Origin of the sequence: Acidovorax sp. 210-6, from assembly GCF_010020825.1 — a bacterium.
GTDB lineage: Bacteria > Pseudomonadota > Gammaproteobacteria > Burkholderiales > Burkholderiaceae_C > Simplicispira > Simplicispira sedimenti.
The window spans coordinates 2,872,287-2,895,642 of the sequence record NZ_JAACJE010000001.1 but is presented as its reverse complement, the minus strand read 5'-3'; the positions used below and the strand labels follow the sequence as shown (position 1 = coordinate 2,895,642).

21 protein-coding genes are annotated in these 23,356 nt (G+C 65.9%); 9 read left to right on the top strand and 12 right to left on the bottom strand.

From position 1 onward, the window contains the following. Positions 1–51 precede the first annotated feature (51 nt). From GWK50_RS13445 to GWK50_RS13420, 6 genes are all read left to right on the top strand, one after another. On the top strand, positions 52–252 hold the full coding sequence (locus GWK50_RS13445) for a hypothetical protein (RefSeq protein ID WP_162016926.1): 201 nt from the start codon (positions 52–54) through the stop codon (positions 250–252). 316 nt (positions 253–568) lie between these two features. Beyond that, positions 569–1,519, top strand: a complete 951-nt coding sequence (locus tag GWK50_RS13440) for a site-specific integrase (RefSeq protein ID WP_158276409.1) — start codon at positions 569–571, stop codon at positions 1,517–1,519. Positions 1,520–1,589: 70 nt separating this feature from the next. Continuing rightward, complete coding sequence (locus GWK50_RS13435) at positions 1,590–3,134, top strand: MarR family transcriptional regulator (RefSeq protein ID WP_347339525.1); 1,545 nt, start codon at positions 1,590–1,592, stop codon at positions 3,132–3,134. A 100-nt stretch (positions 3,135–3,234) separates the two neighbouring features. Next, positions 3,235–4,662, top strand: coding sequence for a DUF1173 domain-containing protein (locus tag GWK50_RS13430; RefSeq protein WP_233250267.1), 1,428 nt, complete (start codon positions 3,235–3,237; stop codon positions 4,660–4,662). Positions 4,663–4,802: 140 nt separating this feature from the next. Then, positions 4,803–6,095 carry a hypothetical protein gene (locus GWK50_RS13425; protein WP_162016924.1) on the top strand — a complete coding sequence of 431 codons (1,293 nt, stop codon included), beginning with the start codon at positions 4,803–4,805 and terminating at the stop codon, positions 6,093–6,095. 11 nt (positions 6,096–6,106) lie between these two features. After that, positions 6,107–7,372 carry a metallophosphoesterase family protein gene (locus tag GWK50_RS13420; protein WP_108497747.1) on the top strand — a complete coding sequence of 422 codons (1,266 nt, stop codon included), beginning with the start codon at positions 6,107–6,109 and terminating at the stop codon, positions 7,370–7,372. An 18-nt stretch (positions 7,373–7,390) separates the two neighbouring features. On the opposite strand, the gene GWK50_RS13415 is transcribed toward GWK50_RS13420, so the two are convergent. Then, positions 7,391–8,356 (bottom strand): nucleotidyl transferase AbiEii/AbiGii toxin family protein, encoded by a 966-nt coding sequence (locus tag GWK50_RS13415; RefSeq protein ID WP_108497748.1) that lies wholly within the window; start codon positions 8,354–8,356, stop codon positions 7,391–7,393. Continuing rightward, complete coding sequence (locus tag GWK50_RS13410; protein ID WP_108497749.1) at positions 8,353–8,754, bottom strand: DUF6088 family protein; 402 nt, start codon at positions 8,752–8,754, stop codon at positions 8,353–8,355. Before GWK50_RS13410 ends, GWK50_RS13415 begins: the two co-directional genes overlap by 4 nt. A 204-nt stretch (positions 8,755–8,958) precedes the next feature. Between GWK50_RS13410 and GWK50_RS13405 the strand changes: the two genes are divergently transcribed. Next, positions 8,959–11,427, top strand: a complete 2,469-nt coding sequence (locus GWK50_RS13405) for a DNA repair protein (RefSeq protein ID WP_108497750.1) — start codon at positions 8,959–8,961, stop codon at positions 11,425–11,427. A gap of 50 nt (positions 11,428–11,477) precedes the next feature. On the opposite strand, the gene GWK50_RS13400 is transcribed toward GWK50_RS13405, so the two are convergent. Continuing rightward, positions 11,478–11,786 (bottom strand): hypothetical protein, encoded by a 309-nt coding sequence (locus tag GWK50_RS13400; RefSeq protein WP_108497751.1) that lies wholly within the window; start codon positions 11,784–11,786, stop codon positions 11,478–11,480. 641 nt (positions 11,787–12,427) lie between these two features. Between GWK50_RS13400 and GWK50_RS13395 the strand changes: the two genes are divergently transcribed. Further along, the gene (locus GWK50_RS13395; RefSeq protein ID WP_060984118.1) at positions 12,428–12,640 is read left to right on the top strand and encodes a hypothetical protein; all 213 of its coding nucleotides are present in this window, start codon (positions 12,428–12,430) and stop codon (positions 12,638–12,640) included. Between the two features lie 91 nt (positions 12,641–12,731). On the opposite strand, the gene GWK50_RS13390 is transcribed toward GWK50_RS13395, so the two are convergent. Beyond that, positions 12,732–13,244, bottom strand: coding sequence for a hypothetical protein (locus GWK50_RS13390; protein ID WP_108498253.1), 513 nt, complete (start codon positions 13,242–13,244; stop codon positions 12,732–12,734). Between the two features lie 122 nt (positions 13,245–13,366). Here GWK50_RS13390 and GWK50_RS13385 point away from each other — a divergent pair, with 122 nt between their 5' ends. Further along, positions 13,367–13,597, top strand: coding sequence for a hypothetical protein (locus GWK50_RS13385; RefSeq protein ID WP_060984120.1), 231 nt, complete (start codon positions 13,367–13,369; stop codon positions 13,595–13,597). Here GWK50_RS13385 and GWK50_RS13380 read toward each other — a convergent pair. The 8 genes from GWK50_RS13380 to GWK50_RS13350 form a co-directional block, all read right to left on the bottom strand. After that, complete coding sequence (locus GWK50_RS13380; RefSeq protein WP_063460634.1) at positions 13,568–13,792, bottom strand: hypothetical protein; 225 nt, start codon at positions 13,790–13,792, stop codon at positions 13,568–13,570. The genes GWK50_RS13385 and GWK50_RS13380 overlap by 30 nt on opposite strands. A gap of 2 nt (positions 13,793–13,794) precedes the next feature. Then, positions 13,795–13,971: a hypothetical protein gene (locus GWK50_RS19655; RefSeq protein ID WP_197905015.1), complete on the bottom strand. Its 177-nt coding sequence runs from the start codon at positions 13,969–13,971 to the stop codon at positions 13,795–13,797. A 552-nt stretch (positions 13,972–14,523) separates the two neighbouring features. Further along, positions 14,524–19,584 carry a DEAD/DEAH box helicase gene (locus tag GWK50_RS13375; RefSeq protein WP_162016923.1) on the bottom strand — a complete coding sequence of 1,687 codons (5,061 nt, stop codon included), beginning with the start codon at positions 19,582–19,584 and terminating at the stop codon, positions 14,524–14,526. Positions 19,585–20,249: 665 nt separating this feature from the next. After that, entirely contained in the window at positions 20,250–20,555 is a 306-nt protein-coding gene (locus tag GWK50_RS13370) for a hypothetical protein (RefSeq protein ID WP_108498255.1), read from the bottom strand. Positions 20,556–20,714: 159 nt separating this feature from the next. After that, entirely contained in the window at positions 20,715–21,176 is a 462-nt protein-coding gene (locus GWK50_RS13365) for a hypothetical protein (RefSeq protein ID WP_108498256.1), read from the bottom strand. Positions 21,177–21,513: 337 nt separating this feature from the next. Continuing rightward, a complete protein-coding gene (locus GWK50_RS13360; protein WP_108498257.1) occupies positions 21,514–22,053 on the bottom strand; it encodes a hypothetical protein in 540 nt (179 codons plus the stop codon). Then, positions 22,043–22,801 carry a hypothetical protein gene (locus GWK50_RS13355; RefSeq protein ID WP_108498258.1) on the bottom strand — a complete coding sequence of 253 codons (759 nt, stop codon included), beginning with the start codon at positions 22,799–22,801 and terminating at the stop codon, positions 22,043–22,045. The genes GWK50_RS13360 and GWK50_RS13355 overlap by 11 nt, the downstream gene beginning before the upstream one ends. Continuing rightward, positions 22,798–23,253 (bottom strand): DUF6878 family protein, encoded by a 456-nt coding sequence (locus GWK50_RS13350; protein ID WP_108498259.1) that lies wholly within the window; start codon positions 23,251–23,253, stop codon positions 22,798–22,800. The genes GWK50_RS13355 and GWK50_RS13350 overlap by 4 nt, the downstream gene beginning before the upstream one ends. Positions 23,254–23,356: the final 103 nt, after the last annotated feature.

Sequence of the window (23,356 nt, the reverse complement as noted above, 5' to 3'; positions counted from 1 at the left end):
AGGTCGTGACCATGTCCGAGATAGTGGCAGCTGTCTGAGCCGATCAGAGCTATGGCCTTGCTTCGCCTTTGCCTGTTTGAGCTTCGCGCGGCCCTTGCGGCGCGAACAGCAAATTGCAGTAACCGAGAGGTATCAAGTGCATTGTCTGCCCACTTCACCGAGACCGATGAAGTTGATGCATCAGTCCTGGCGAAGTATGGTGAGTTGCTCAACGTACCTCCGATCGTCGGCAAGGTGCCGCTAGTTCGTTGAGGTAAACCGTTTTCGAGTGCTCAGCCGCCATGTCCAGAGCAGCGGCTTATAGGCTCTGTATTGAGCGATGCGCTTCGCAGCACCTCTCAGAGAGGTTCAAGACTGGCAGTGGCAGGCGGAGTCTGTCGGCGACGAAGCTTTGGCAGGGCCTCTGTTCCGGGTGTCCAGGATTCGTTGATCGGATTACCGGAGTGAGCAGGGCTCAAGTGCTTAGAGTCGAAATCCCCTGGACTCCAATGCGATTTCGGCTGGCGTGGCACGCCGTGGAGCGTCAGGATGCGTTCATGGAACTGTCGCATTGAAAGGGGCGCGCGGCGTGCAAGAGCAGGAACTCTCCGACGATCTCCGGCATCCGCGTCCATCGTGGGACTTGTCCATTGCGATGCTGCGCGCCGTGCTCGATGGCGCGACCTATGATGCCGTGGCGGCGCTGCACGAAGTGTCCCGCACGGCGGTTGAGAAACGCATCAAATCTGTGGCGACCCACCTCGCCAGCAACGCAGGAATTGATGGGCTGAACGAGGATGGCGCGGCGTTCGTTCGGAGACTGCGTCTGCATCGTGCCGCTCTGCTGTCGGCGCTTGACTGCCTTGAGCCTCCTGCCGAGCCAGTGGCCAGGAACATCCCGATTCTGAGTGAAATGGAGATCGCGGCAGGAGCGTTGCGAATCCGGGGACGCAGCCAGCACCCTCTGGAGGATCTGGCGCTGTACTACATGTTGTTTGCGATCGGTGCCCGGCCACTTGAAATCGCGCGTCTGGAGATTCGGGACTATTTGGATCTTGCAGGCGGCGTGCGCAGGGTCTCAGTGCTGCGTGAGGATGTGTCTATTACTTCGCGTGCGCGGCCCCTGTATTTTCACAGCGCACGTCTGGACGAAGCCTTGGACGCCTATCTCGCGGATCGGATTCGGCGCGGGGCTGGCCTCGGAGTCGAAGGTCAATATCGCGGCCTGGCTCCGGGTAGCCGCCTGTTCCTGTCCGCCAGCGGCAAGGGCTTCGAAATCACGCCGTATGGCGAGGCTGGGCAGCGCCGTTTTCTGTGCCGCGGCATCCAGGAAACCTATCGCAAGCTGTTCCGCTACGCTGAGTTCAAGCAGGTCACAGCGCTGACTGCGCGGCATACGGTGGCCGATCGCCTTTACACCAGAGGTGCGGATGAGGCGCAGGTGGGCCTGCTGTTGGGAATCGCCGAACGTAGCGCGGTGAGAGAACAGTTTCCACGCCGACAGCACGCGATGGAAGAGCTGACGCGCGATCTGGTGTAAGCAGGGGAGATTGATGAAGCCGATTCAGCGCCGCGGCCCAGGCTACTCCTTCTGGAGTCTCGTCTGATGGATGCCCAGTATGTATGAGCATTTTTTGGTACCTGTTGATGGAACGTCGGCATCGGATGAGAACATGACCGCCGCGATCGAATTGGCGGAGCGGCTGGGCGCGAAGATTACCTTCCTTCATGCCTTTCCAGATCCGGCCGCGATGAGGGGCGTCGACGTACCCCCAACGGCCTTGGCCTGTGCGTTGCATCGCGCAGCCTTCGGCGATTCCGACGTGGTGTTGTCAAACGCGAAATCGAGCGCGGCGGCACGTGGCATTCGCTGCGCGTCTTTGGCCCTGGTGTCGTGCCACCTTGCGGAAGCCGTTGGTGCGGCCGCCAGGATCCAGGGGTGCGACGTCATCGTGATGGCGTCGCAACGGTGCCCTGTTGCCCAGGAATGGAGTCTCCAGTCCCGCGCGGAGCAGGTTCTTCGGGACGCGTCGGCTGCGCTGCTCTTCACGGGCGTTCGATCCAGTGATGCTCCCATTGCACAGGATCGAGCCGTCGCCGCCATACTGCGCTCGCATCGTGCGCTTGCCATTGGCATGCTTGGGTTGCTGGCACCGGTTGACGCCGACGGTGCCGATCGGTCGAGCGTTGATTTCGAGGCAATCCGGTTATGCGTGCAGCAATTCCCGCGCTACCTCCTGTGCGTCAATGGAGAGCTGTATTTGCATGGGGTGCTGCGGAAGCGCAAGCCGGAACTCGCCGAGGTTCTGTCCTGTCTGGAAGAGCGGCTTAGCCGCGAACGTGGACTGGCTTTGAAACTCATGGAGATCGTCGATACGGCATCCCTCGGAGGCAAGACGGCGTTGGCACAGCTGCAATCGCTCGCGAGCACCGTCCGCGGGGGCATGCGGGGCGAGGATGAAGTGGAGCGGATCTTGTTGGTGGCACGGCGGTATCTGCTGGACTCTGACTGGGATGAAGTCGTCGGTGCTATCGGCCCGGACGACGATCTTGGGGGCGCGGATCTGGAGACGAGCGTGCAACCGAACGTTTCGCCGCATGGTGAAACTTGTCGTCCGTTGTACGTGGATGCAGATCAGTTCGGCCGCGGCCTTCCTCGCATGGAAGACAACCTTGTGCCGATTGAATTCTATGAAGCCTCTGGCTACTACCAGGAAGAGACCATCGGCTACCTGATGCGCCGCGTCACAGCGTCGATAGTGCGGAACACCGACATACGCCTCCATCAGCACGGGCTGACCAGCACTCAATGGGGGCCGCTGGTGAAGATCAAGGCGCGCCAACGGCCAACGGTGGCGGAACTCGCTCAAGATCTCGAAATGGACGCGGGCGGCGTGACGCGGGCTCTTGATCGACTCGAGAAGAAGGGCCTCTGCAAGCGTGTGAGAAGTGTCGAGGATCGGCGCGTTATCCATGTCCAGCTCACGGAGGCCGGGGAGAGCACCGTTGCCGAGGTGCCAGCCATTCTGGCCGCGGTGCAGAACGCTCATTTGGCAGACTTCTCGCGCCATGAATGGCGGATCTTGGTGGGCTACCTTAGGCGGATGCTGCAGAACGGCAAGGCGATGCAAAGCGCGGATGCGTTGGTCGGCTGAATGCGAGAGAACCACGGGCTTTGTGCGGCCTGTCCACTGCGTGCAGTTGGCATGCTGGCCGCGGCCTGGCGGAGCGGTGGCCTATCAATGAGGCGATGGGATGGGTTCGTCCTTCACCATGGCAAAGTTCTGTGCCATCAATGCCGAAAACCTGCTGATTCCGTTACGAATTCGGCTGGCCTGTAGCGGAACGATGGCCCAGCATGCGTGCGTGGCATTGTCCTCAGAAGGGGGAGGCAGCATGCAGGAGCAGATTTTCTTCGATGGTCCAGGAAGAAATGGTTTGCAACCAGGTGCGGCGGCAACGAGTGGCGACGGCGGCCTCCCGGTGTTCCCTGTGCAGCACTTCTCAATCCACGGCCGTGTGTTTGCAGCCACGGATCCGGGCCTCCAGTTGGCGCTTGCGTCGATCCATGACGACGCTGAGCGGCCGCGTTGCCTGTGTGTCGCCGGTGGTGTGGAGATGTATGTGGCCCGCCATCGCAAGTACGTGGTCAAACGCATGCCCGAAACCGGTAAGGACCATCACCCCTCCTGCCCCTCCTATGAACCCGACGCGGCGCTTTCCGGGCTGGGCGAACTCGTGGGAGAAGCCGTGCTGGAGCCTGAGCCAGGTCGAGTGGAACTGCGCGTGGACTTTCCATGGACCAGGACCCAGGGCCACGCCCTGCCAAGGGGCGAGTCCTTGGCGCCGGCAGAGATCACGGTTCCGAGACGGCGCATGTCGCTTCGCGCCGTGATGCATTTTCTTTTCGAGCGTGCCGGCTTCAACCGGTGGACGCCCGCCATGGCCGGAAAGCGCAACCAGGGTGTCCTGTGCAAGTACCTGCTCGCTGCGGCGGCCGACATCGATGTCAAGGGCATCCCACTGGCCGAGCGTCTCTATGTCCCCGAGCCATTCCAGGAATCCACCAAAGCTGATACCGCCCAGCGCCGACGGGAAAAGCTGGCCATCCTGCAGCCCCACGATGGGCATGCGCCATTGGCGTTGGTGATCGGCGAGTTCAAGGCCTGCGATCGTGCGGATCACGCCTGCCGGATCTGGATCCGCCACATGCCCGATGCGCCGTTGCTGATGCCCACCAAGAGTTGGGAGCGCCTGGCGCGTGTTCACGCTTCCTTGCTGGAGGCGCGCGACGCCGACACCGGACGTCGGATCCGGCTCATGATCGCGGCGTTGATACGCGCCCGCCGTGAATTGACCTACGAGATCGATTCGGCCAGCCTGATGCTGGCAAGCGATCAATGGATACCGCTGGAGGGCGTCCACGAGTGCCCTTTGATCGATGCGCTTGTCGGACAGGAAAGGCGCTTTCTCAAGCCGCTGCGCTACGACGCGCCGCAGGGTGGAGTCTTTCCAAATGCGCTGTTGCTGGACGGCGGTGCCACGCCCATTCCACTGCACATTGTGAGTGCGTTTGCCGGGGCCAAGGAGCGTACCGCCAAGGAGAAGGCCGTCGCCAACGGTGAATGCTGGGCGTGGCGGACTGAGCAGCCCATGCCCGCGCTGCCATCACCGGCGGCTTAGTTCGCTTGCCTTTTGTGCTCCCGGCAGCGCATGACCGGACGGGGCAGTCGGCTGGAAGCCTTGCTGCCGGGGGTTGAACACTTGGCATCACGCGAGAGCATGAAGCGTCGCAACCCCGACGTTTCATGAAGGAGCGCCACATGGCAAACGCTGTCGTTTCGGTGCAGGGCGGGCCGGTCGCCTTGCACACCCTGCTGGGCCAGGCCCCGGCACGCATCCCCACCGGGGGAAAGATCCGCCCCGGCATCATGGTCCTGACCCGCAAGGCCGCCGAGCATCCAGAGGCCAAGGCCATCTACAGGCAGGGCGTGGACGAGGGCCGGTCCTTCGAGGAGATCGAACGGCGGCTGGCGCAGGCGATACCGCAGCTCAAATCCCCGCTGGTGCCGCGCAACGTGCCCTGGTTCACGGTGCGAGCGTCGGACTTCGCGAACCCGGAGACCGCCCGGGAGATCCTCGATGCCTACGGCGAAGACCGAGGCCAGGGCCACCGTCTCTACCGCTTTCCCGTCGTCTTCCCCGCCGACCACTGGCAGACCGTGATGCCGCACGAGCTGGCGGCCTGGGGTACCCATGAGAAGCGGTTCTGGTCGCAGTACTCGCCCGATGGCCTGGTGCGCCACTGCATGCGCCATGCACCGGTCCCGGTGGACGACACGGGGCGGCGCGCGATCCGTATCTTTGGCGGGCGCAAGACCGTGCTGCGCGAAGAAAACGGCGGCCTCTGCGATCCGGAATCCTGCCCCGAGTACCAGGCGCGCCAGTGCAATCTCACGGGCCGGTTCCTGTTCTTCATTCCCGGCATCCGTTCCATTAGCGCGCTGGAGCTTCCCACCACGAGCTTCTATGCGATGAGCGCGGCCATCCAGCGCTTCCAGGCCATGGCCATGATGCGCGGCGGACGCATCTCCGGCTTCCTGGGACGTGATCGCGCGACGTTCTTCCTCACGAAGGTGCTCAGGGATGTGCCGCACATCGACGAACAGGGGCGGGCGGTGCGCGTGCCCCAGTGGATCATCGAACTGGAGGCCCCCGTGGACGTGACGGCCCTGTTGCGCGAGCACGAGGATGAAGAGACGGCGATCCAGCAGGCCCATCTTGCAACCCAGGTGCTCGAAGGGCAGCCCGAGGCGCATCAGGACGCAGGAACGGGCGAGGAGGCCGGGGGAGGCGAAACTGCCGATGCGCCCGCCGGTGCCGGCCATCCGCGTCTGGAGCAGGCGCGACCTACGCTCGCGCAACTGCTGGCGCGCGTCCGGGCCATGGGCGGTGATACGGAGCGCTACTCCGCATACGCGGCCTTGCGCTGGGGCCATGGCTGGCGGATCAACCCCCACGGCCGCGGTCGTGCGTGGGACGAGCTCGACAGGTACGCCCAAGACCCGGAAGGCTACCTCGACAAGATCGACGCCGAACTGGGCCTGGGTGCCTGAAGGAGAAGACCATGCGCATCGCACACTTTTCCGACCTGCACTATGGAACAAGGACACTCGCCGAGGCCGAGCGCTGCTTCGGCGCTGCCATCGAGCGGGCCGTGGCGCAGGGGGCGCAGGCCGCCGTGATGTCCGGGGACGCGACCGATCACGCGCTGGACCTGCATTCGCCCGCCGCAGCGCGGCTGGTGGAGCGGGTGCGGCGCTTGGCCGATCATTGCCCGGTGCTGCTGTTGCAGGGTACCTACTCGCACGAGCCCCCGGGTACCTTGGACATCTTCCGCTCGGTCGGTGGGCGCCACCCGATTCACGTGGCCGACCGGATCCAGCAGGTGGCCCTGACCCGTGAGGGCGACTGGATCGCTTCCCCGCAATGGCATTTCGGCGCTTTACCGGATCGCGCGGTAGCGCTGTTCTCCTGTCTACCCACTGTCAACAAGGCGACCGTGGCGGCTACCGCCGGGGCGACGCACGCGGCGCAGGCTGTGGGAGAGCAACTCGCCCGGCTGCTCTGCGGCTTTGCGCCGTCACACCGGATCGCGCGCAGCCGAGGACTGCCCACCATCGGCGTGTCCCACGGCACGGTGTTCGGTTGCGTGAGCGAGCACGGCGTGCCAATGGCTGGTTTCGATCATGAGTTCACGACCGGGGCGTTGTTTGCCGCCGAGGCCCAGGCTTTCATGCTCGGCCATATCCATCGGCACCAGACCTGGGCGCAGCAGGGGCTTGCGGGTGCGCAATTGATCGCCTATGCGGGTTCCATCGGCCGCTTTCACTATGGAGAAGAGGGGGAGAAGGGATTTCTGCTGTGGGAAGTGGGCGCGGATTCGGCCTGCTGCACCCTGGAGCCCACTCCGGCGCGCCGGACCATGGATATCGTGTTCGAGGGCCGCCCGGATCTCGAGGCCTTGCGCGAAGCGGTTGCACGGCAGGACATCGCCGGTGCCAGCGTGCGCGTGCGCTGGACCGTGGCAGAGGAGGATCGGGGATCCGTGGATCGCGGGGCCATCCAACGGATCCTTGCCGACGCCGCGGAGACCAAGCTCGAGGGCCGCATCGTGCCCGTGGTGCGCACGCGCATGGCCGGCATCTCGCGCATGGCGAGGATGGAGGACAAGCTGCGCGCCTGGGCCCAGGTGTCCGAGGTCAACCCCGAACCGCTGCTGAGATGCCTTGCCGCGCTGGAGGAAGCGACACCCGAGGACATTGCAGCGGATCTATTGCGCGAGCGGGATGCCGAAGACCAGCCCTTGGAACCCATGCGGCTGGCGGCCTGACGCGTCCGGTGGGCAGGGCTACGGCAGCACTTCCAGCAGCGCTTCGGCGACCGCGTCGAAGTCGCCGAAAGCCTGCGCGAATGCCGGTGTGCCGCCCCCATAGACCAGCGGCAGCAGGTTGCCGGTGAACTCCGCCTGGATCTTCGCGTCCGCACGGGCCTGCCGCAGCGCGCCGCTCAGCACCTGACGAGGGGCCGTGGCAAAGTCCGGGAACTGGGTGCCGAACTCCTTTTGGTCACCTGCGACCAGCGCAGGAAAGGCCCGCTGCGCTGCGCTCAGCATCTCAGGCTGGCGTTGGCGGATGCAATGCACGTCGTAGAGATGCCGGACCAGGGCCGTGTCCCAGGCCTGGCGCATGAGCCCGGCGCGATGCTGTGCGTAGCGGCGCAGGAATGACAGGACTTTCTCCGCGACCGTTTCGGCTACGGCGACCACCGGGACCTCGAAGGCTTGATCGGAGCGGCCGGCGAGTTGGTCGGCCAGCGTGGTGATACGGCGCACCTGTGGAGGCAAAACCGGAGTGCGTGCCGTCAATTCGATCTGCAGGTGAGGGCGCAGCCCCGCGGCGGATGCATAGTGCCGCGCATAGCTCCACTCACTGCAGAAGTACCGGTTCTCGTTGAAGGCCAGTTCTTTGCCCTTGTCCTCGACCAGGCCGATCCCGGCCAGCGTTTCGGCCACCTGGGCCTTCAGCGCGGAAAGGCGGCGGCGGACCTCGGCGCGGGGGACTTGGCCCGCATCCGGCAGCACCACCTTCAGATCCGCGTCCTCGGACATGCGTTCGATTAGCCCGTAGGCCTTGGACAGGCTGGTGCCACCACAGAACACCAGTTGCATACCCTCAAGCCTCAAGGCGAACAGGGCCCGCAACGCATCGGTCAGGTGCTCGTCCTTTTCCAGCAGGCCCGCAGTGATTCCGCCGGAAGTGGCTTCCGCGATGAGCGCCTCGATCAGTTCCCGCCGCTGCGGTGCCAGCACCCTCATGCGTGTTCGTACTGGATCGCCTTGCCGTTGAAGCCCAGCTTGCGGGCGATGCGGCGTCGGCCGACGTTGAAGACGATGCCCGCAGGCACCTGGGTGCTGTGTCCGGCGTTGTACGCCTCGGTCAAGCGGCTGGCCATGACGGTCACACCCAGCTTGTTCAGCGCCTCGGGGGCCAGGACCTCCAGCGGCCGCACCGGAATCGGCTTGCCCGTCAGCACGCTTGGCTTGGCCTTGGCATAGACGCCCAGGCCCAGGCGCACCAGCGTGCCGTCCAGCACCAGTTCGCGCAGTGCGCGGCCGACCTGCGCGGCACTGCCGAACTGGTCGAACTCGCTGCGCAGCAGCACATCGTCGCTGCGGTTGGCGACGGAGCGTTTGATGCGATTGAGCGTGTTCATGGCGGTGGGAGGGAGGATCCTTGACGGACGATTTTACCTCTCTTGTCGATTTCGATAAGCCATTGAACGAAAAAGGAATTTTGCAGCATGACTCGATCATCCTCTTGCCAGAGTGCCGGAGAGGGGCGGCCACGGCGCTCAAGCCCTTGCTTCCCCGGGCTTTCACGGGAAACTGGGTGCGTCAAACCCATGGAGAACTTCGCCATGCAACTACTTTCCCTGACCCTCAAGGGCTTTCGCGGGATCCGGGATGGCCTGGGCCTGGATGCCTTGACGCTGGACTTCGAGGCACTGTGCGATGGGGCCGAGCTGGTCGCCATCGCGGGTGCCAACGGGCGCGGCAAGACCACGGTGCTCGACAACATGCACCCGTACCTCACGATGCCCTCGCGTGCGTCCGCAGCGGGCGCGGGCGGCTTCAGCTACTACGACCATGTCTACCTTCCGGAGAACGAGAAGGAGCTGGTTTGGGCGCTCGAAGGCCAAAGCTATCGCTCCCAGATCGTGATCCGTCCCAACGGTCGGCGCCGGACGGAGGCCTTCCTGTTCGCACTCTCCGATGCGGGCGCATGGCGCCCCGTCACACTGGAGGATGGCACGGTGTCGGACGGCAAGGTGGACACCTATACGCGTTGCGTGGAGCACCTGTGCGGCAGCGCCGATACCTTCTTCACGTCGGTCTTCGGAGCCCAGTGCAAGCGTCAGCTCAGCGACTACCGCAACGCGGAGATCAAAACGCTGCTGGCCGACCTGCTGGGGCAGGAGCATATCCGCGAGCTGGGGCGCAAGGCCGGTGAGACCGCCAAGCTGTTGAAGGCAGGGCTGGTAGCGCTGCGCCAGGAGGCCTCTGCCTTGGACGCCGAGGGAGAACGGCTCGCCCGCGCGCGGGCCGATGCCGCCGATGCGCCGGCGCGTGCCGCCCGGACGCAGGCGGCGGTGGCAGCGGCGGCGTCGGCGCTGGAGGAGGCGCGCCAGGCCCACGCCCGGGCCGCGGCACAGCGCGAGCAGGCGCGCGAGGCCGACGCGCGGCGGGGCCAGTTGTTGCAGGAGCGGGAAGCTGCGCAGGGAGCGGGCCGAGTGGTTCTGCAGGACCTGGCGGGGCGCGAACAGGATGCGCGCCAGCGGCTGGACCGGCTCATGCGCCGTGTTGCGCAGCGGGGGGCGCAGGCCCTGCAGCGCCGAGAACGGCTGGAGAACGTACGGAGCCGGTGCCATGCCTTGCTGGAGCGGGAGCACCTGGTGCACAACGCATTGCGGCGTTTGCCGCTGGCAGAGCAGTTGCTGGAACTGCGCACCGAGCGTGCGCGTCATCGCCGAGACCAGGTGGCGGAGTGGGAGCAGGCCAAGGGCCAGTTGCGCATCCTTGTGCAGCGGGTTCAGGGTATCGAACGAGAGGCAGGGCAGGCTGTCTTGCAGGCGCAGGCACTCAGGCGCCGTTTGGGCCTGACCGCCGAGGTGCCGTGCGCCGGGATGCCGCTGCAGGGAGCTTGCCAACTGCTGGCCGATGCACGGGAGGCGCAGGCGCTGATTCCCAGCGCCGATGCGGTGCTGCGGCGTTTGGGCGACGAGAAGGCGGAGGTCGAGCGGGAGGGCCGGGCCGTCAAGGCGCGTGTCCAGTCGCTGTCAGCCGCGAGCGGCCAATTGGAAGCCGCCGAGCATCGCCAGGAGCGCGCTCGCAGCCGCGCATCGCGACTTGCCCTGCTGGCGGCGAAGGCGGAAGAGATTCAGGTCGCGCGCCAGCGCTTGACCGAGGTTCAGGCCGAACTGGACGGCCTTGGAGATCCCGAGAGGGACGATTCCTCGGCCGAAGCGGTTGCCGAGCGGGAGGAGCGGGATGCCATTACCGCCGCCATGCAGGCCATCGACGCGCGGCGGACGCAGCAGTCCGACCTGCTGAAGCAGGCGCTGGCCCGGCTGGATGCCGTCCTGCGCACTTTGCCGGAACCCTTTGATCCCCAGCAGCTGGTCATTGCCGAGTCGGCACGCGATCGCGCCATCGCCGCGCATGGCAATGCACAGGGCTCGCACGTAGACGCTTTGAAGGAGTTGGAGAGCCTGGCGGCGCTGCGTCAGCAGCTGGATGCCCTGGCACAACGTCGGGCTGCGGCGCATCGGCGTGCCCTGCGGATCGAGAGCGCGATGGGCGACTGGGCCCTGCTGGCGCGGTGCATGAGCAATGATGGTTTGATTGCGCTGGCGATCGACGATGCGGGGCCGGCCTTGTCGGGACTGGCGAACGACTTGCTGCTGGCGTGCTACGGCCCGCGCTTCACGGTCTCCATCCTCACGCAGGGGGAGACGGCCAAGGGCGAGAAACGGGAGGACTTCGACATCCTGGTGCATGACGCCGATTCAGGGGAGAGCAAGAGTGTGCGGCTGATGAGTGGAGGGGAGCGGGTCTGGATCAACGAATGCCTGGTGCGGGCGGTGGCACTGTATTTGGCGCAGGCTGGCGAACGGCGCTACGAGACCCTGTTCTCGGATGAAGCAGACGGGGCCCTCGACCCGGACCGAAAGCGCATGTTCGGGGCGATGAAGCGCGAGGTGCTGCGACTGGGCGGCTATCACCGGGAGTTCTTCGTCTCTCAGACGCCCGAGTTGGCCGGCATGGCCGATGCGGTGATCGATCTGGAGGCTTTGCGGGCAGATGCCGACGCCTTGCCCATGGAGTGACAGAGGTCAAGGTGTCCGCCCCGGACGCAGTGCGCTGGCGTCGCGGGGCCTCAGAGGATAGTGTCTTGGGGCGTGAAAGTCGGCAGGCCCTTGACGGTCGGCGCTTCGCTGTCGAACTTGAGCCAGACGATGCCAGCTTGCTCTGCAGCCTCGAAGATCTTTGCAAGATCGGACTCCGCAGGCATGCGGTAGCGCGGCGAGCCTACGTATACGAAGCCTCCAAAGTCGGTGGGGTAGGCATTGACGGACAGATCGTCTGCGTGCAACTTTTGTCGGGTGGTGGGTGTCAGGTGGGTCAGCGAGAGAGCCGCCAGAGGCTCGGCGAGCCCGCGCAATTGCTCAATGCAATGGGTGTGCATGTTTCCTTCCTTGTGTGGCAATGCCGACACGGGTTCTGGGATGCCTTGTGGGCTTCGCAAATACCATGCCGCTATACAAGAGAATCCGACGGGATTCCCATGCGAGGCGCCGAGAGTTGCTCGCGGCGATGAAGCGGTAGATGCACGGCGCACCCAGCAGTGCTATGCGCGGATAGGAGGTTGTGAGCGCGTTTCCCACATCGCTCTCCTGGATCGAAATGCAGGGCAGCGCCGGTCGCCGAGGGGATGGCGTCCGCGGTTTGATGGAGGTGCGCAACGGCTGCCGGCACGATGGTCTTGGCTGGATGGGCTGTGACGTGAGCAAGCGACCGGAGGCCCTGATCAGGCCCTCGACCGGTATTGGGACTGTGCCCCTGGGTTTGCCGCATCACAAGGGGGAAAACCTGTGTCGGCTGGAAATCGTGGCGGTGGCGGGCGTTTGTTCGCGGGGCCGGATGGGAAATGCGCCGAAACGTGGCCATTCGCCAACATCTGGAAAGCCGGAGGCATGGCATATGGCAGTCCCGTGACACTCGAAAATTACTCTGCTGCCACTCAGGAAATTTTTTGATCAGGGCCCGTTAATTTGTCCTCAAGCACGTTGTTTTGCGTCAGCATGGTGACCATCAAGAGGTTTCTCCATGATCCGCCTGGGTTCCCAGATCCGTTTGACGCAGAAGGAAATCGAGTATTTCCGTTGGCTGACAGACATCGAGCCTGCCGGTATCCGCACGCGTGCGGATCTGGATGCGTATGTGGCGAAGTGCAAGGCGCACTATTGGGGCGTTTCGCAGGATACGCAGTTCCTTCATTGGATGATCGACCGGGAGGTTGCGCGTTGCCTGGCGGCGTGAGCCTGCCCCAAGAAGTAGGGCCGTTAGCCTGCCCATGGGGCGAAGCACCGCATTCCCCCAGCCACGCGGCCAGGGGAATGGGATGCATGGCTCAGCCAGTGGCTTGAGCTGCTCGGGGCGCCGAATCCACCATTGCCGAATCCGCCGATGGGGAGGCAGGTATCTCGCTGATGGAGGGTGCCTTGAATGCCGCGCGGGCGGCACGTACCTTCGGGCTTTTCCCCAGACGCTGGATCTGGGCCGTGGCAGGCTCGGAATGCTCCTCGGGCAGGCAGGCTGCGGCGAGGTCGCTTCCACGTCCCAATGCGCGCCGCACATTTACCGGAAACCGGATGAACAGGCCGCCGAGCAGCCAGCGCACGAACCGGCCGAACCGCTGATTGCGCGCCTCGCGCGCCTGGCGCAGGCGCAGCGACTCGCGGCAGCACAGGTACAGTGCCAGATGCTCGCGCTTCATCTCGGGATCGCTGTCCAACTGGGCCAGCACTTCCGCCGCGATCGCGGGATCCTTGCCGGCACGCCGGTAGAAGGATACCCAGGCGCGCTCTTCCTCGATGCCGATGGCACTACGCCTTGGCTTGGCGCGGGATGTGTTCACGGTCATGGTTTTTCTCCTTGCTTGCGGGATGCACGCGCCATGCCCCAGTGGGAGGCGTCAGTCTCCCAGGGTTGTGGCGATGTGTTGGCCTGCTAAGCTGGCATTCCACCGCTTTCGAAAGCCCACACATGCTTCGTGCAGGCCATTCACTCCGGTTCACGCCCACCGAAATCGAGGAACTCCGAAGAGTCGGTATCGACGTCGATGGGGCGCGAACGCAGGACGATCTCGACCAGGCGCTGGCCCGATGGGCCGGCACGCTGGCCGAGGACCGTCCGGAACTGCTGGACAAGATCGCCTCGGCCATGGCCCAGGCGAAGGGTGCCTCGCTACCCGCGCGCTTGACGCGCGTGCGTTGAGGCTTCCTGCCGGGCGTTGGCTTCGGCGATGCCGATCCAGCGGTCGGCGATCCGGTCCAGGTAGACCAGATCGTCGGCTTCGATTTCGCCCGCTGCGCGCAGACGGGCGATGACCTCCTTGACCAGGAAGGGATCCTCCCGGGCCAGTTCGACCACGGTGGCGGCGATGCGCCGGCGGTACAGATCGACCGGCATGGTCAAGCTGCCTCGCGGCAGTCCGCACACGGGCGGCCCCCGCACTTGCCGAGGCAGGGCAGGGGACGCAGCAGTACCGCAAGCTTGGGCTGCGGCAAGGGGGCCGGGCGGGTGAGGCCCGATCCACCCAACAGCACCGGAACGCGGTGCGACTCTCTGGCTGCAAGGGCAGCGAACATGGCGTTCTCCTTCGATGAAAAAGGGGAACGCCCAACCCTGGCGGGGACTGGGGTCCCCGTTCGGGTATGCCTCGCGGACGCGAAGCGGCTTGGCGCCAGCCTTGGGGCTGACGTGGGATGTGAAGGCCCGGTGCCTTGCGGCAAGGACCTTCGCTCGGTGGCCGGCGACTCAGGGGCCGTCGACCATGTGCATGCGTCAGCCCGAAGGCCGACCGGAACTCATGGCTGCCAAGGCAGCCATCCCGGACGATGCCGGGGAACTCGAGGGCAGGTATCGACTGCGACGCCAGCGAGGCTGGACTTCAGGACAGCCAAGGCGGTCGATGAAGGCTTTGTGGACGCGATGCCCACGGGAAGCCGTTCCAGTATGGCGAAATCCGATTCGCGTCGGGATGACTGGCGCGGTTCGCCACCCAAAACCCCCAGCTGGGCAGGGCCGTTTTCAACGGCGGCACCTTGTCGGATCGCGCAGGTTTTTCCGCCACTGTTCGCGGTGATGTGCATCAGGGCAAGAAAAAGCGCCCCACCACCTTGCGGTAGTGGGGCGCGAACTCATGCGGCCTGGCGTGCCGCCGCCTCTCCATCCAGACTGGCGCTGCCAGCCACGTCCTTGTCGAGGTCCAGCGCCTTGACGAGTTCGCGCTGGCGAACCAACAGCCCGGTCAGCCGGCCCTCGTGCTCGAAGGGGCGGACCAGCTCGATCTGCAGGTCTTCCAGCCGCTTGCGCCGTACGACGAGTTGCTCACTGGTCTTCGCCTGCTGCTCGGCGACGGACGCCAGGGCTGCCAGCAGCGCGGACACGATGCCAGGTCCCGTCTGGTAGGGCTCGGCGTCGTAGCGGCAGCGCCCCGCGAGATAGAACGTTGGCGTGGCTTCTCCGCCGATGGTCTGCAGGCCCAGATCGAAGCCGCCGAAACGGCCTACGAGCTGGTCGCTCACCGATGGCCTGGTGCGGGCCGCTGCCTTCGCGGTCTTCACCAGTTCGCGCAAGCCGTCACCCACCGCGTCAGGTCCGGCGATCCGCCGGCCTCCCAGTTCCAGGGCGATCTGCCCCATGGTCTGGGGCTCGACCTGTTCGGCATCTGCGGCAAGCAACGCGGCCTTCTGTTCCAGCGACGCGATCAGCATCGGCAACCGTCCCACCTCGCTCTCGTTGGTCCAGCGCTGGTTGCGCCAGACCGAGAACAGGGTGGAGAGCTTGGCCACTTCCGCGTCCACGCCAGCCTTCTCGATCACCATCGGGTTGCCCGACGCCAGGGCCTTGACCTCGGCGTAGCTCAGCGTGGCCAGTTCCACGTCCTCGATGGCCCGCAGGCCCTTGTCGCCGCGCATGACCTGCGCGATGAAGCGCGCCTTGGTTTCAAGCGTCTGCCACATGTAGGCGTCGAAGCTTTGTTCGGTCACGTAGCGGAAAATCTCGACCTCCTCGCATTCGTTGCCCTGGCGCAGGATGCGGCCCTCGCGCTGCTCGACGTCACAGGGACGCCACGGCGCGTCGAGATGGTGCAGCGCCACCAGGCGGGTCTGCACGTTGGTGCCCACGCCCATCTTGCCGGTTGAACCCAGCAGCACGCGCACGCGGCCCTCGCGGACCGCCTTGAACAGCGTAGCCTTCTGGACGTCCGTCTCGGCGTCGTGGATGAACGCGATCTCGCGCTCCGGGATGCCGGCATCCATCAGCCGCTGCTTCAGGTCCTCGTAGACACTGAAGACCTTGCCGCCCTTGGGGCTGGACAGGTCGCAGAACACCATCTGCGCGCCGCGGAAGTCCGCCGTGCGCTGCCAAATCGCCAGCACCTCGCGGGCGCAGGCACCCACCTTGCCCTCCGGATCGAACTTCGCCGTCGGCGCGACCAGCCGGAAGTCCAGCGCAGCCGCGCGGCCATCGTTCGTGACCGCGAGCATGTTGTCTTCGGTCGGATCAACATGCCCATTCCGGATCGCTTCGGCACGCTGGACCAGCGTCTGCACATAGGCCTTCAGTGCCGGACTGGCCGGACAGGCCACCGTGCGCGCCTTGCCGCCACGCAGCTTCGGCACCGGCAGGTTCAGCATCTCGGCGGTGCGGATGTCACCGACCTCGCCGAAGATCGACATCAGCTCCGGCACGTTGATGAAGCGCGCGAAGCGCGTGTGCATGCGGTAGCCGCTGCCGTCCGGCGCGATCTCCAGCGCTGTGACGCTTTCGCCGAAGGTGGCCGCCCAGGCATCGAACTGCTGCAGGCCCAACTCCTCCAGCCGCCGGGGCTGCAGGTAGCGCTGCATCGTGTGGATCTCGGCCATGGTGTTGGCCACTGGCGTCGCCGTCGCAAAGACCACGCCGCGCTGCGCGTTCCCGTGCAGCTTCATCGTGTAGCGCGTCTTCAGGTACAGGTCGAACGCGCGTTCCGAGTTGGACAGGGGCAGGCCCGCGACCCGCGTCATCTTGGTGAACCGGTACAGGTTCTTGAACAGGTGGGCCTCGTCGACGAACAAGCCGTCGATGCCCAACTGCTCCCAGGTCAGCAGGTCGTCCTTCTTTTTGTCGGCGGCCAGACGCTCCAGGCGCACCTTCCAGCTTTTCTTCTGCGCTTCGAGTTGCTTGATGATCCGGTTGCTCCGGTCATCGCTGTTCTCGGCGCGCACAGCCATCTCTATCTCATGGATCACCTCCGCGATGTAGTCCTCGGTGAATTGCGGCGACATCCGGATGCGCTCGAAGCTCGAGTGCGTGATGACCACCGCATCCCAATCGCCCGTGGCGATGCGCGACACCAGCTCGCGCCGGCGGTCGCCTTCCAGATCCTCCTTTCCGGCCATCAAGACCGACGCCTGCGGATACAGGCGCACGAACTCGGCCGTGTACTGCGCCAACATATGGTTCGGGACCACATGGCAGGGCTTCGCGAGAAAGCCCAGGCGGCGCATCTCCATGCTCGCGATCACGCACACCGCCGTCTTGCCGGCGCCGACCACGTGGAACAGACCCACGTTGCCGGTCTGCACCACACGCCATACCGAATCCTGCTGGTGCGGATGCAGATCGAAGCACTGCGAGAACCCCGGCAGCTTCAGGTGCGAGCCGTCGAAATGCCGCGGCCGCGTGGCGTTGAACAGGTCGTTGTAGACCCGGCACAGCCGCTCGCGCCGTTCGGTGTCCTCGAAGGCCCAGGCCGCGAAGCGGTCCTTGAGCGCCCCGAGCTTCTCCCGCGCCGCCAGCGTCTCCTCCGGATTGACGTGGTAGCGGTCCGTGGCCGGATGGCGGTCGCGCACCGTCGGCACCTGCACGTTCAGCGCGGCCTGCACCAGCTCGATGGCGTTCATGCGCGTGGTGCCCCATTCCTGAGTCACTTTGACGTTGTGCCGCGCGCTCCACTCCGGGTAGGTCACCGACCAGGCGCCGGCCTCGGCCGAGTACGACACCTGGCAGTCCTTGAGTTCGAGCACCTCATGGATGAAGCCCTCTACGTCGCCTGCCGGAATCCACACCGCGCCCAGGCGCGGCTCGATGGCCGCAGGCTGCAGGTCTTCGGGCTGCACCCGCTCCAGCGCCTCCACGTTGCGGCGGAAGGCCGGGCCGGACAGTGCCGCCTGCTTGAGCTTCTCCTTGACGTTGCCCGACAGGTATTCGTCGGAGGTCTTCCAAGCACCGTCCGCCGGATCGGGAAAGATCTGCCCGGCTTCGGACAGCGCGGCCAGCACCTCCTCCTCGGGCGCCGACAGCAACTGCGCCATGTAGGCCGGATCGACCCGGCCGCGCCACTGGACCGAGGTGGCCAGCGCCTCGGCTGGTTCGCCGACCGCCGTGGGCGCCGATACCCGGCGCAGCGTGCGCTGGGTGAACAGCGCCGCCTTGCGCGCGGTGTCCGACTCTTCGTCGTAGTGCTCCAGCGAGAGCAGCAGCGGGTAGTCCGGGTCGCGGCGGAAGGCCAGCGCGTTGGCCCGGGTGCTCAGGCAGCCGTGGCGCGCTATATAGCGGTCGTAGGTACCGTTGAGCATGGCGCGCAGATGGGCCAGCCCTTCGTCGCCGTCCTGCGCCAGCTGTGCGTCGAGCAGTGCCCGGGCATGGTCCCGGATCGCGCACAGGCCCGTGATGCGGGCGCGTTGCGTGGCGTTCAGGCTGTCATGCAGGTCGACCAGCTCGGTGCCTTCGACCCGGTGCACGCGCCCGTGATGGACGCAGTAGCTTCCGGGGCGCGCGCCAGGCTCGGCAGGCACGGTTGCCCGGACGGACGCCAACGCCACTGGCTTGGCCGCTTCATACACGCCACTGGGCAGCAGCGCGATGCGCTCCGCTAGCGCCGGCTCGAGGTCGCCCTCGAACACGACGGTCGGCACTTCCTCGTAGCCATTGCTCTCCTGCGTGACCTGCCCGATGCAGAAGTCGGGGTTCCGGGCGTACCAGGCATTGATCTGCAGGTACTTCTGCGCGCAGCGCGGGTGCCGCAGTGCATCGGGCACCATCACGCGCTCCAGCCAGGCGCCGCTCACGGCTTCGCCGGGGCGGCGCTTGCGCAGGAACAGGACGTCGGTCTGAACGTCGGTCGACGCGAGGCCGGCGAACGCGCCCTGCGGCAGCCGGATCGCGCCCAGCAACTGGGCTTGGGACGCGACGTATTCGCGCACAGCGTCCGCGCGCGCCTCCATCGTGCCGGTGCTGGTGATGAAGCACACCAGCCCGCCAGGGCGGACCAGATCCAGCGCGCGGCCGAAGAAGTAGTTGTGGATGCGGAAGCGCGCGTAAGGCTTTGGGCCCGTGTCGGCGACCGGATAGTTGCCGAAGGGCACGTTGCCGATCGCCAGGTCGAACCAGTTCTCGGGCAGCGCCACCTTCTCGAAGGGCGCGATGCGCACGTCGGCACCGTGCGGTGCGTACAGCGTCTGCAGGAGCCGGCCGGACAACTGGTCGATCTCGACGGCGGTGACCGAACTGCGCTCGGCGAGCGCGCGCGGCATCGCGCCGAGGAAGTGGCCGACGCCGGCTGCGGGCTCGAGCACGCGCCCGCCCGTGAAGCCGAAGCGCTCCACGGCCTGCCACATGGCCTCGATCACATGGACCTCGGTGTAGTGGCTGTTGTTGACCGAGGCGCGGGCCGACTCGTAGTCCTCGGCGGGCAGCAGCGCCTGCAGTTCCTCGGCGCGGCGGCGCCAGGCCAGATCGGTGCCTTCGAGGTTGAAGGCGGCGGGTAGGCTGCCCCAGCCGGTGAAGCGCAGCAACTGAGCGCGCTCGGCGACATCCGGCTGACGCTGGCCGGCTTCGAGGGCCTGCAGGGCCTGGATCGCTGCCACGTTGGCGTCGAACTTGGTGGCCGTGCCGACCAGGCCGGACAGGTGCTCGCGCTGTAGCATGGGCCACAGGGATCGGGGCGTGTCGCGCTTGGCGCCGGTGAGCACGCGCCAACTGGCGCGCGGTGCCGTGCTCGGGACTTCGGTCTCGACTTCGACCTCAGCCGCGGCGTCCATGGGCGCGTCGGCCACGAGGGCGACGGGTGCGAGCTGGATGGGGTTGGAAACGGGTGCCTGGGGCGCAGGCAGTTCAGCGAACAAGTCCGTCTCAACAGACGGCTCAGGGGTGTCTGGGACATCCGGGTCGAAGCCCGGAAGCCACAAGGAAGGCGCAGTGGTGCGTGCCATCGGTGGTTCTCCGAAGGAAGGCGGGGAACGCACCGACCCATCGGGGAGGCGAGCTCCCCGGATGGGATGGACGAAAGATCACGGCCCTGGCCTCTTGCGCGCAGGCGGAGGAGCCAAGGTGTGTGGTGGCGGGCAGCTCAGGGCTGCCGTGGCGGCGGGGCGGGTATCGACCGCGACGCCCGAGCGGGATCGGGAACGCCCATAGGGCGTGCGTTGGCCGTGGCCAGGATGCGCGGGTCAGTATGGGAGCGCTGCCGGTGTGCGTCGCGCTGGATGCGTAGTTGCCTCTCTCACCGCCCGGATTGGCAGGCCGTTTGCCGTGGCGACGGACTGCCGTCTTGCCCCGTCAGTGGTAGTCCCGGCTCTTGTTCGTCGCCTCGGCCAGTCGGCCCAGCAGAGGAGTCAGATCCGCCAACTGCGCCGCCACCACATTGCACGCCTCACCTCGCGCCGCTAGCTCGCGGTTCGTTCCGTGGATCCGGGCACATTCCTGGCCGCACTGCTCCAGGTCGGGCCGGAGGTGGCGAAGGTGCTGGGCGGCATGCTCAACGGTTCAAGGCCCCGCCCGTTAGCCGGGAGGACTTCCTGGCCATCCTGGACAAATCCGCGTGTTCGTCCTTCGCAACCGCTTTGGACAAGCACTGGGGTTTCCAGGCTGATTGAGATCAATATTCACTGGGCAGCAATAGCGTGGTCACGCTCCGGTCCCACTCGGTGATGATCCAGAGCTTCAGGTCGGGCGCGACCTGGTAGGACGAGAACAGCCGATCCTCACCGGACTGCAGTGCGGCGTCGTTCAGGCACCGATCGCAGTCGTCGAGATCGCCCCAGTCGCCGCAAAAATGACGGTAAAGGTACGGTGCCGGGTCGAGCCTGCCTTCGCCGATCAGCGCGCCGACGCCGGTGGTCACAACCACCTGACCTGAGGTGAAACGGGCTCGTGACGGAAGAATGAAAACTGCGAGTGCCATGGGGTTTCCTTGGAAAAAATGAAGGGCCGCGGCACCCGCTGGGGCAACACGGCCCCGGTGTGGGTGAGAGGAATGAAGACGGTTGCGGGCCGTTAGAAGGTCAAGACCAGTGAAAGTCTTGTTTTGTCGTCGATGCAGCGGCGCCGTGCTTTTCGCGAACTACAGGGGAAACGTAGTCAGCAGTTCGCTGAAGCTGTGATCCGCAGGCAGGTCCGGGATGCCGTTGCCGCGGTAGACCGTCGGTACCTCCTGCGGCTGCAGATCGCCGCGCAGGACTGCTCGCTGCAGTTGGTCCTTGCGTTCGATCCAGATGAGCTCGTAGCGCGCGATCGCGTCCCATTGGGCGGGCGTGTTCGCTTCGACCGCATAGGCGTGGTCGCAGGCACGGGCATCGGAGTCTTCGTAGCGCACGCAGACTTCGCGGTAGGTGCCGAACTCGTGGGGAGAGCTGATCACGGCGAACCGGGCGGGCACATCATCGGCCAAGGGAAACAGGCGTTCGAGCATGCGCCGGAAGACCAGGCATTCACGCCGGGATCGCGCCTCGTAGTCGGGATGGCCCACCTGGGCGCAGCTTTCCTCGCAGGGCGAGGCACCGATGGTCATGGTTTGATAGGACATGGGTTTTCTCCGGAGAGGGAAACACCAGCCCAGCATCGGGAACGGTGTTCCCGGATGGAAGGGACGTGCCGGCGATAGGGCCGGCGCGTTGAAGGCAAGGGGCGGGTAACGGCCGCGCCGCCAGCGCAGAGCGCCGGAAGCCCCCACAGGGGGGCGATGGAAGCAGGTCCAGTGTGGCCGTGGCGCGGGCGTGGTGTCCGCGCCCCCGAGCGGCGCCACGGAACAGCGGCGGAAATGCTCGCCGATCGCGGGTGGCGCGATGGCCGCTGCCGCAGGCTGCGGAGCGCAGGGCTGCGAAACCGTGCGGGCCGGCGTCTTGCGCGAACCCGCCATGGTGCTATCGGGTGGTGGCCTGCCCCAGTCCCCAGGCACGGAATGCCGCATGCCCGTCGATGGGGCTGGCACACAGCAATTCCGCAATGGGCTTGCGCTCCAGCGTCAGGTCGAGATCGTCGTAGCCGCTGGGAGTCTCCGAGAGGCACGTATAGAGATCGAACTCGCTGTCCTCGATTTCTTGCTCGACGATCTGCTCGGCGGTGTCCGAGTCGAATTCTCCCTCCGTGAGCAGTTCTTCAGGCAGGGGATGCTGCGGCACGGCGCACGCCGACAGGATGTGGCAGGAGATGGAGCGGAAGTAGCCCCCGCTATCGTCGTACTCGGCGGAAACCGCGAAGGACAGCCTCACGGCGTCCAGCCAGGCATGCTGTGCGAACAGCCGCGCCAGGAAGGCGCCGGCCCAGCTTGCATCCAGAGCGTCGTGCTCGGCTTTCACCTGACGGTAGCGGGTCTGGAGTTCGATGCCGGCCTGGTTGAGGGCCAGCGTGCCGTCGGCCTGCGCCAGGAAAGTGGGGTGCTGTTGGGGATTTTCAGTGGACATGGTTGTTCCTTGCTCTGCGGTGGTTGCCTTCGGAAAACACCACCGCGTGGGGATGGATGTGCTGCAGCAGTGGGTGCCACCAGGGCGGCTCTGCGCAGACCTGGTGCCAGTCGCCTTGGCCGTCGTTGTCGCTGACATGGATCTCGATGCAGCGCTCGCAGGCCAGCATCTCGGCCACCAGCGTGGCCTCGTGGCAGCCCGTGCGGGTCGCCAGGATGTGCAGGTGCGAGAGGTCGAGCGCGTAAGGCACGTCGGACTCGAACACCGCGCGGTACTCTGCCCAGCTCGACACCAGCCAGACATCGCCGGCCGAGGGGTAGTGGCCTTCGACGCCGACCGGGCAGCCGAACAGGTCGGCGCAGCGGCGCGCGTCGTCCAGCATGCGGGGCAGATCCGCTTCGCAGCGGCGTCCGGCATGCGCCGTGTACGCCGGTGCCTCCAGCCGCTGGCTGATGCGCGCGGCCTGCGCGAACCAGTCGGCGTGCAGCGCGAAGCCGCTGAGGTCGGCCAGTCGGCGCCTGGGGAGTACCTGGACGTTGGCATGCAGCCGAAAACGCGTGCCCGGATGGGCGGCGCACAGCGCATCGGCCAGCGCTTCGTCCAGGCAGCCCAGGCTCTGCGGTACCAACTGGACGTGTTCAGCCGAAAGCCGCCCGAACAGCGGTTCCTCGATCGGGTCGCACAGCAACGCTGCCGCCGCTTCATGCCGCAGGCCCGGCCAGCAGGCAAGCGAGACGTGCGCCTTCATACGCGGATCTCCGAGTATTCGGAGTCGATGAAATAGCTGTTGTGCTCGATGACCACGGTGGATGCCGTGGCATCGAACACCACTTCGCCCGAGGCACCGCTTTCGTTTTCCCAGCCGCCGAAGTATTGCTCGACCGCATCCATCGCGAAGTCGGTGAGCGCGTCGTCGAGCGGCCTGTCGTCCAGGCTGACCGTGGTCTGCCATGCGCCGTCGACGTACTGGCTGGACTCCACGTACTGCGGTGCCATTGGCATCTCGTCCAGCTCACGGGGACCGTCCGGCATCTCGAAACGGACGCCCTCCGGGCCGCCCGAGTCGCCGGAGCCGGTGTAGCTGACCGCAGCCCGCAGGACGCCTTCGTCGCGCAGCGCGGAGAAAATCGCCGTGCGGTTGGCGGCGATGCGTTCTTCTTCGGAGAGCGGTGCGCCCTCCGTTTGGATGGAATCGTGCATGTTGCTTCCTCATCAAAATGAGGCGCACGCGCCCCCGCGGGGCGTCGGTGCCCCTCGGGGTCAAGAAAACGCCCGCCGGTGAACGGCGGGCCAGGGTGGCGGT

Excerpts from the sequence above, each read along its gene's own strand:
- GWK50_RS13375 (WP_162016923.1), bottom strand. The coding sequence starts at position 19,584 with ATGGCACGCACCACTGCGCCTTCCTTGTGGCTTCCGGGCTTCGACCCG.
- GWK50_RS13445 (WP_162016926.1), top strand. The coding sequence starts at position 52 with ATGGCCTTGCTTCGCCTTTGCCTGTTTGAGCTTCGCGCGGCCCTTGCG.
- GWK50_RS13365 (WP_108498256.1), bottom strand. The coding sequence starts at position 21,176 with ATGTCCTATCAAACCATGACCATCGGTGCCTCGCCCTGCGAGGAAAGC.
- GWK50_RS13350 (WP_108498259.1), bottom strand. The coding sequence starts at position 23,253 with ATGCACGATTCCATCCAAACGGAGGGCGCACCGCTCTCCGAAGAAGAA.
- GWK50_RS13400 (WP_108497751.1), bottom strand. The coding sequence starts at position 11,786 with ATGCACACCCATTGCATTGAGCAATTGCGCGGGCTCGCCGAGCCTCTG.
- GWK50_RS13380 (WP_063460634.1), bottom strand. The coding sequence starts at position 13,792 with ATGCCGGTCGATCTGTACCGCCGGCGCATCGCCGCCACCGTGGTCGAA.
- GWK50_RS13385 (WP_060984120.1), top strand. The coding sequence starts at position 13,367 with ATGCTTCGTGCAGGCCATTCACTCCGGTTCACGCCCACCGAAATCGAG.
- GWK50_RS13425 (WP_162016924.1), top strand. The coding sequence starts at position 4,803 with ATGGCAAACGCTGTCGTTTCGGTGCAGGGCGGGCCGGTCGCCTTGCAC.
- GWK50_RS13430 (WP_233250267.1), top strand. The coding sequence starts at position 3,235 with ATGGGTTCGTCCTTCACCATGGCAAAGTTCTGTGCCATCAATGCCGAA.
- GWK50_RS13355 (WP_108498258.1), bottom strand. The coding sequence starts at position 22,801 with ATGAAGGCGCACGTCTCGCTTGCCTGCTGGCCGGGCCTGCGGCATGAA.
- GWK50_RS13415 (WP_108497748.1), bottom strand. The coding sequence starts at position 8,356 with ATGAGGGTGCTGGCACCGCAGCGGCGGGAACTGATCGAGGCGCTCATC.
- GWK50_RS13420 (WP_108497747.1), top strand. The coding sequence starts at position 6,107 with ATGCGCATCGCACACTTTTCCGACCTGCACTATGGAACAAGGACACTC.
- GWK50_RS13435 (WP_347339525.1), top strand. The coding sequence starts at position 1,590 with ATGCCCAGTATGTATGAGCATTTTTTGGTACCTGTTGATGGAACGTCG.
- GWK50_RS19655 (WP_197905015.1), bottom strand. The coding sequence starts at position 13,971 with ATGTTCGCTGCCCTTGCAGCCAGAGAGTCGCACCGCGTTCCGGTGCTG.
- GWK50_RS13370 (WP_108498255.1), bottom strand. The coding sequence starts at position 20,555 with ATGGCACTCGCAGTTTTCATTCTTCCGTCACGAGCCCGTTTCACCTCA.
- GWK50_RS13405 (WP_108497750.1), top strand. The coding sequence starts at position 8,959 with ATGCAACTACTTTCCCTGACCCTCAAGGGCTTTCGCGGGATCCGGGAT.
- GWK50_RS13360 (WP_108498257.1), bottom strand. The coding sequence starts at position 22,053 with ATGTCCACTGAAAATCCCCAACAGCACCCCACTTTCCTGGCGCAGGCC.
- GWK50_RS13395 (WP_060984118.1), top strand. The coding sequence starts at position 12,428 with ATGATCCGCCTGGGTTCCCAGATCCGTTTGACGCAGAAGGAAATCGAG.
- GWK50_RS13390 (WP_108498253.1), bottom strand. The coding sequence starts at position 13,244 with ATGACCGTGAACACATCCCGCGCCAAGCCAAGGCGTAGTGCCATCGGC.
- GWK50_RS13410 (WP_108497749.1), bottom strand. The coding sequence starts at position 8,754 with ATGAACACGCTCAATCGCATCAAACGCTCCGTCGCCAACCGCAGCGAC.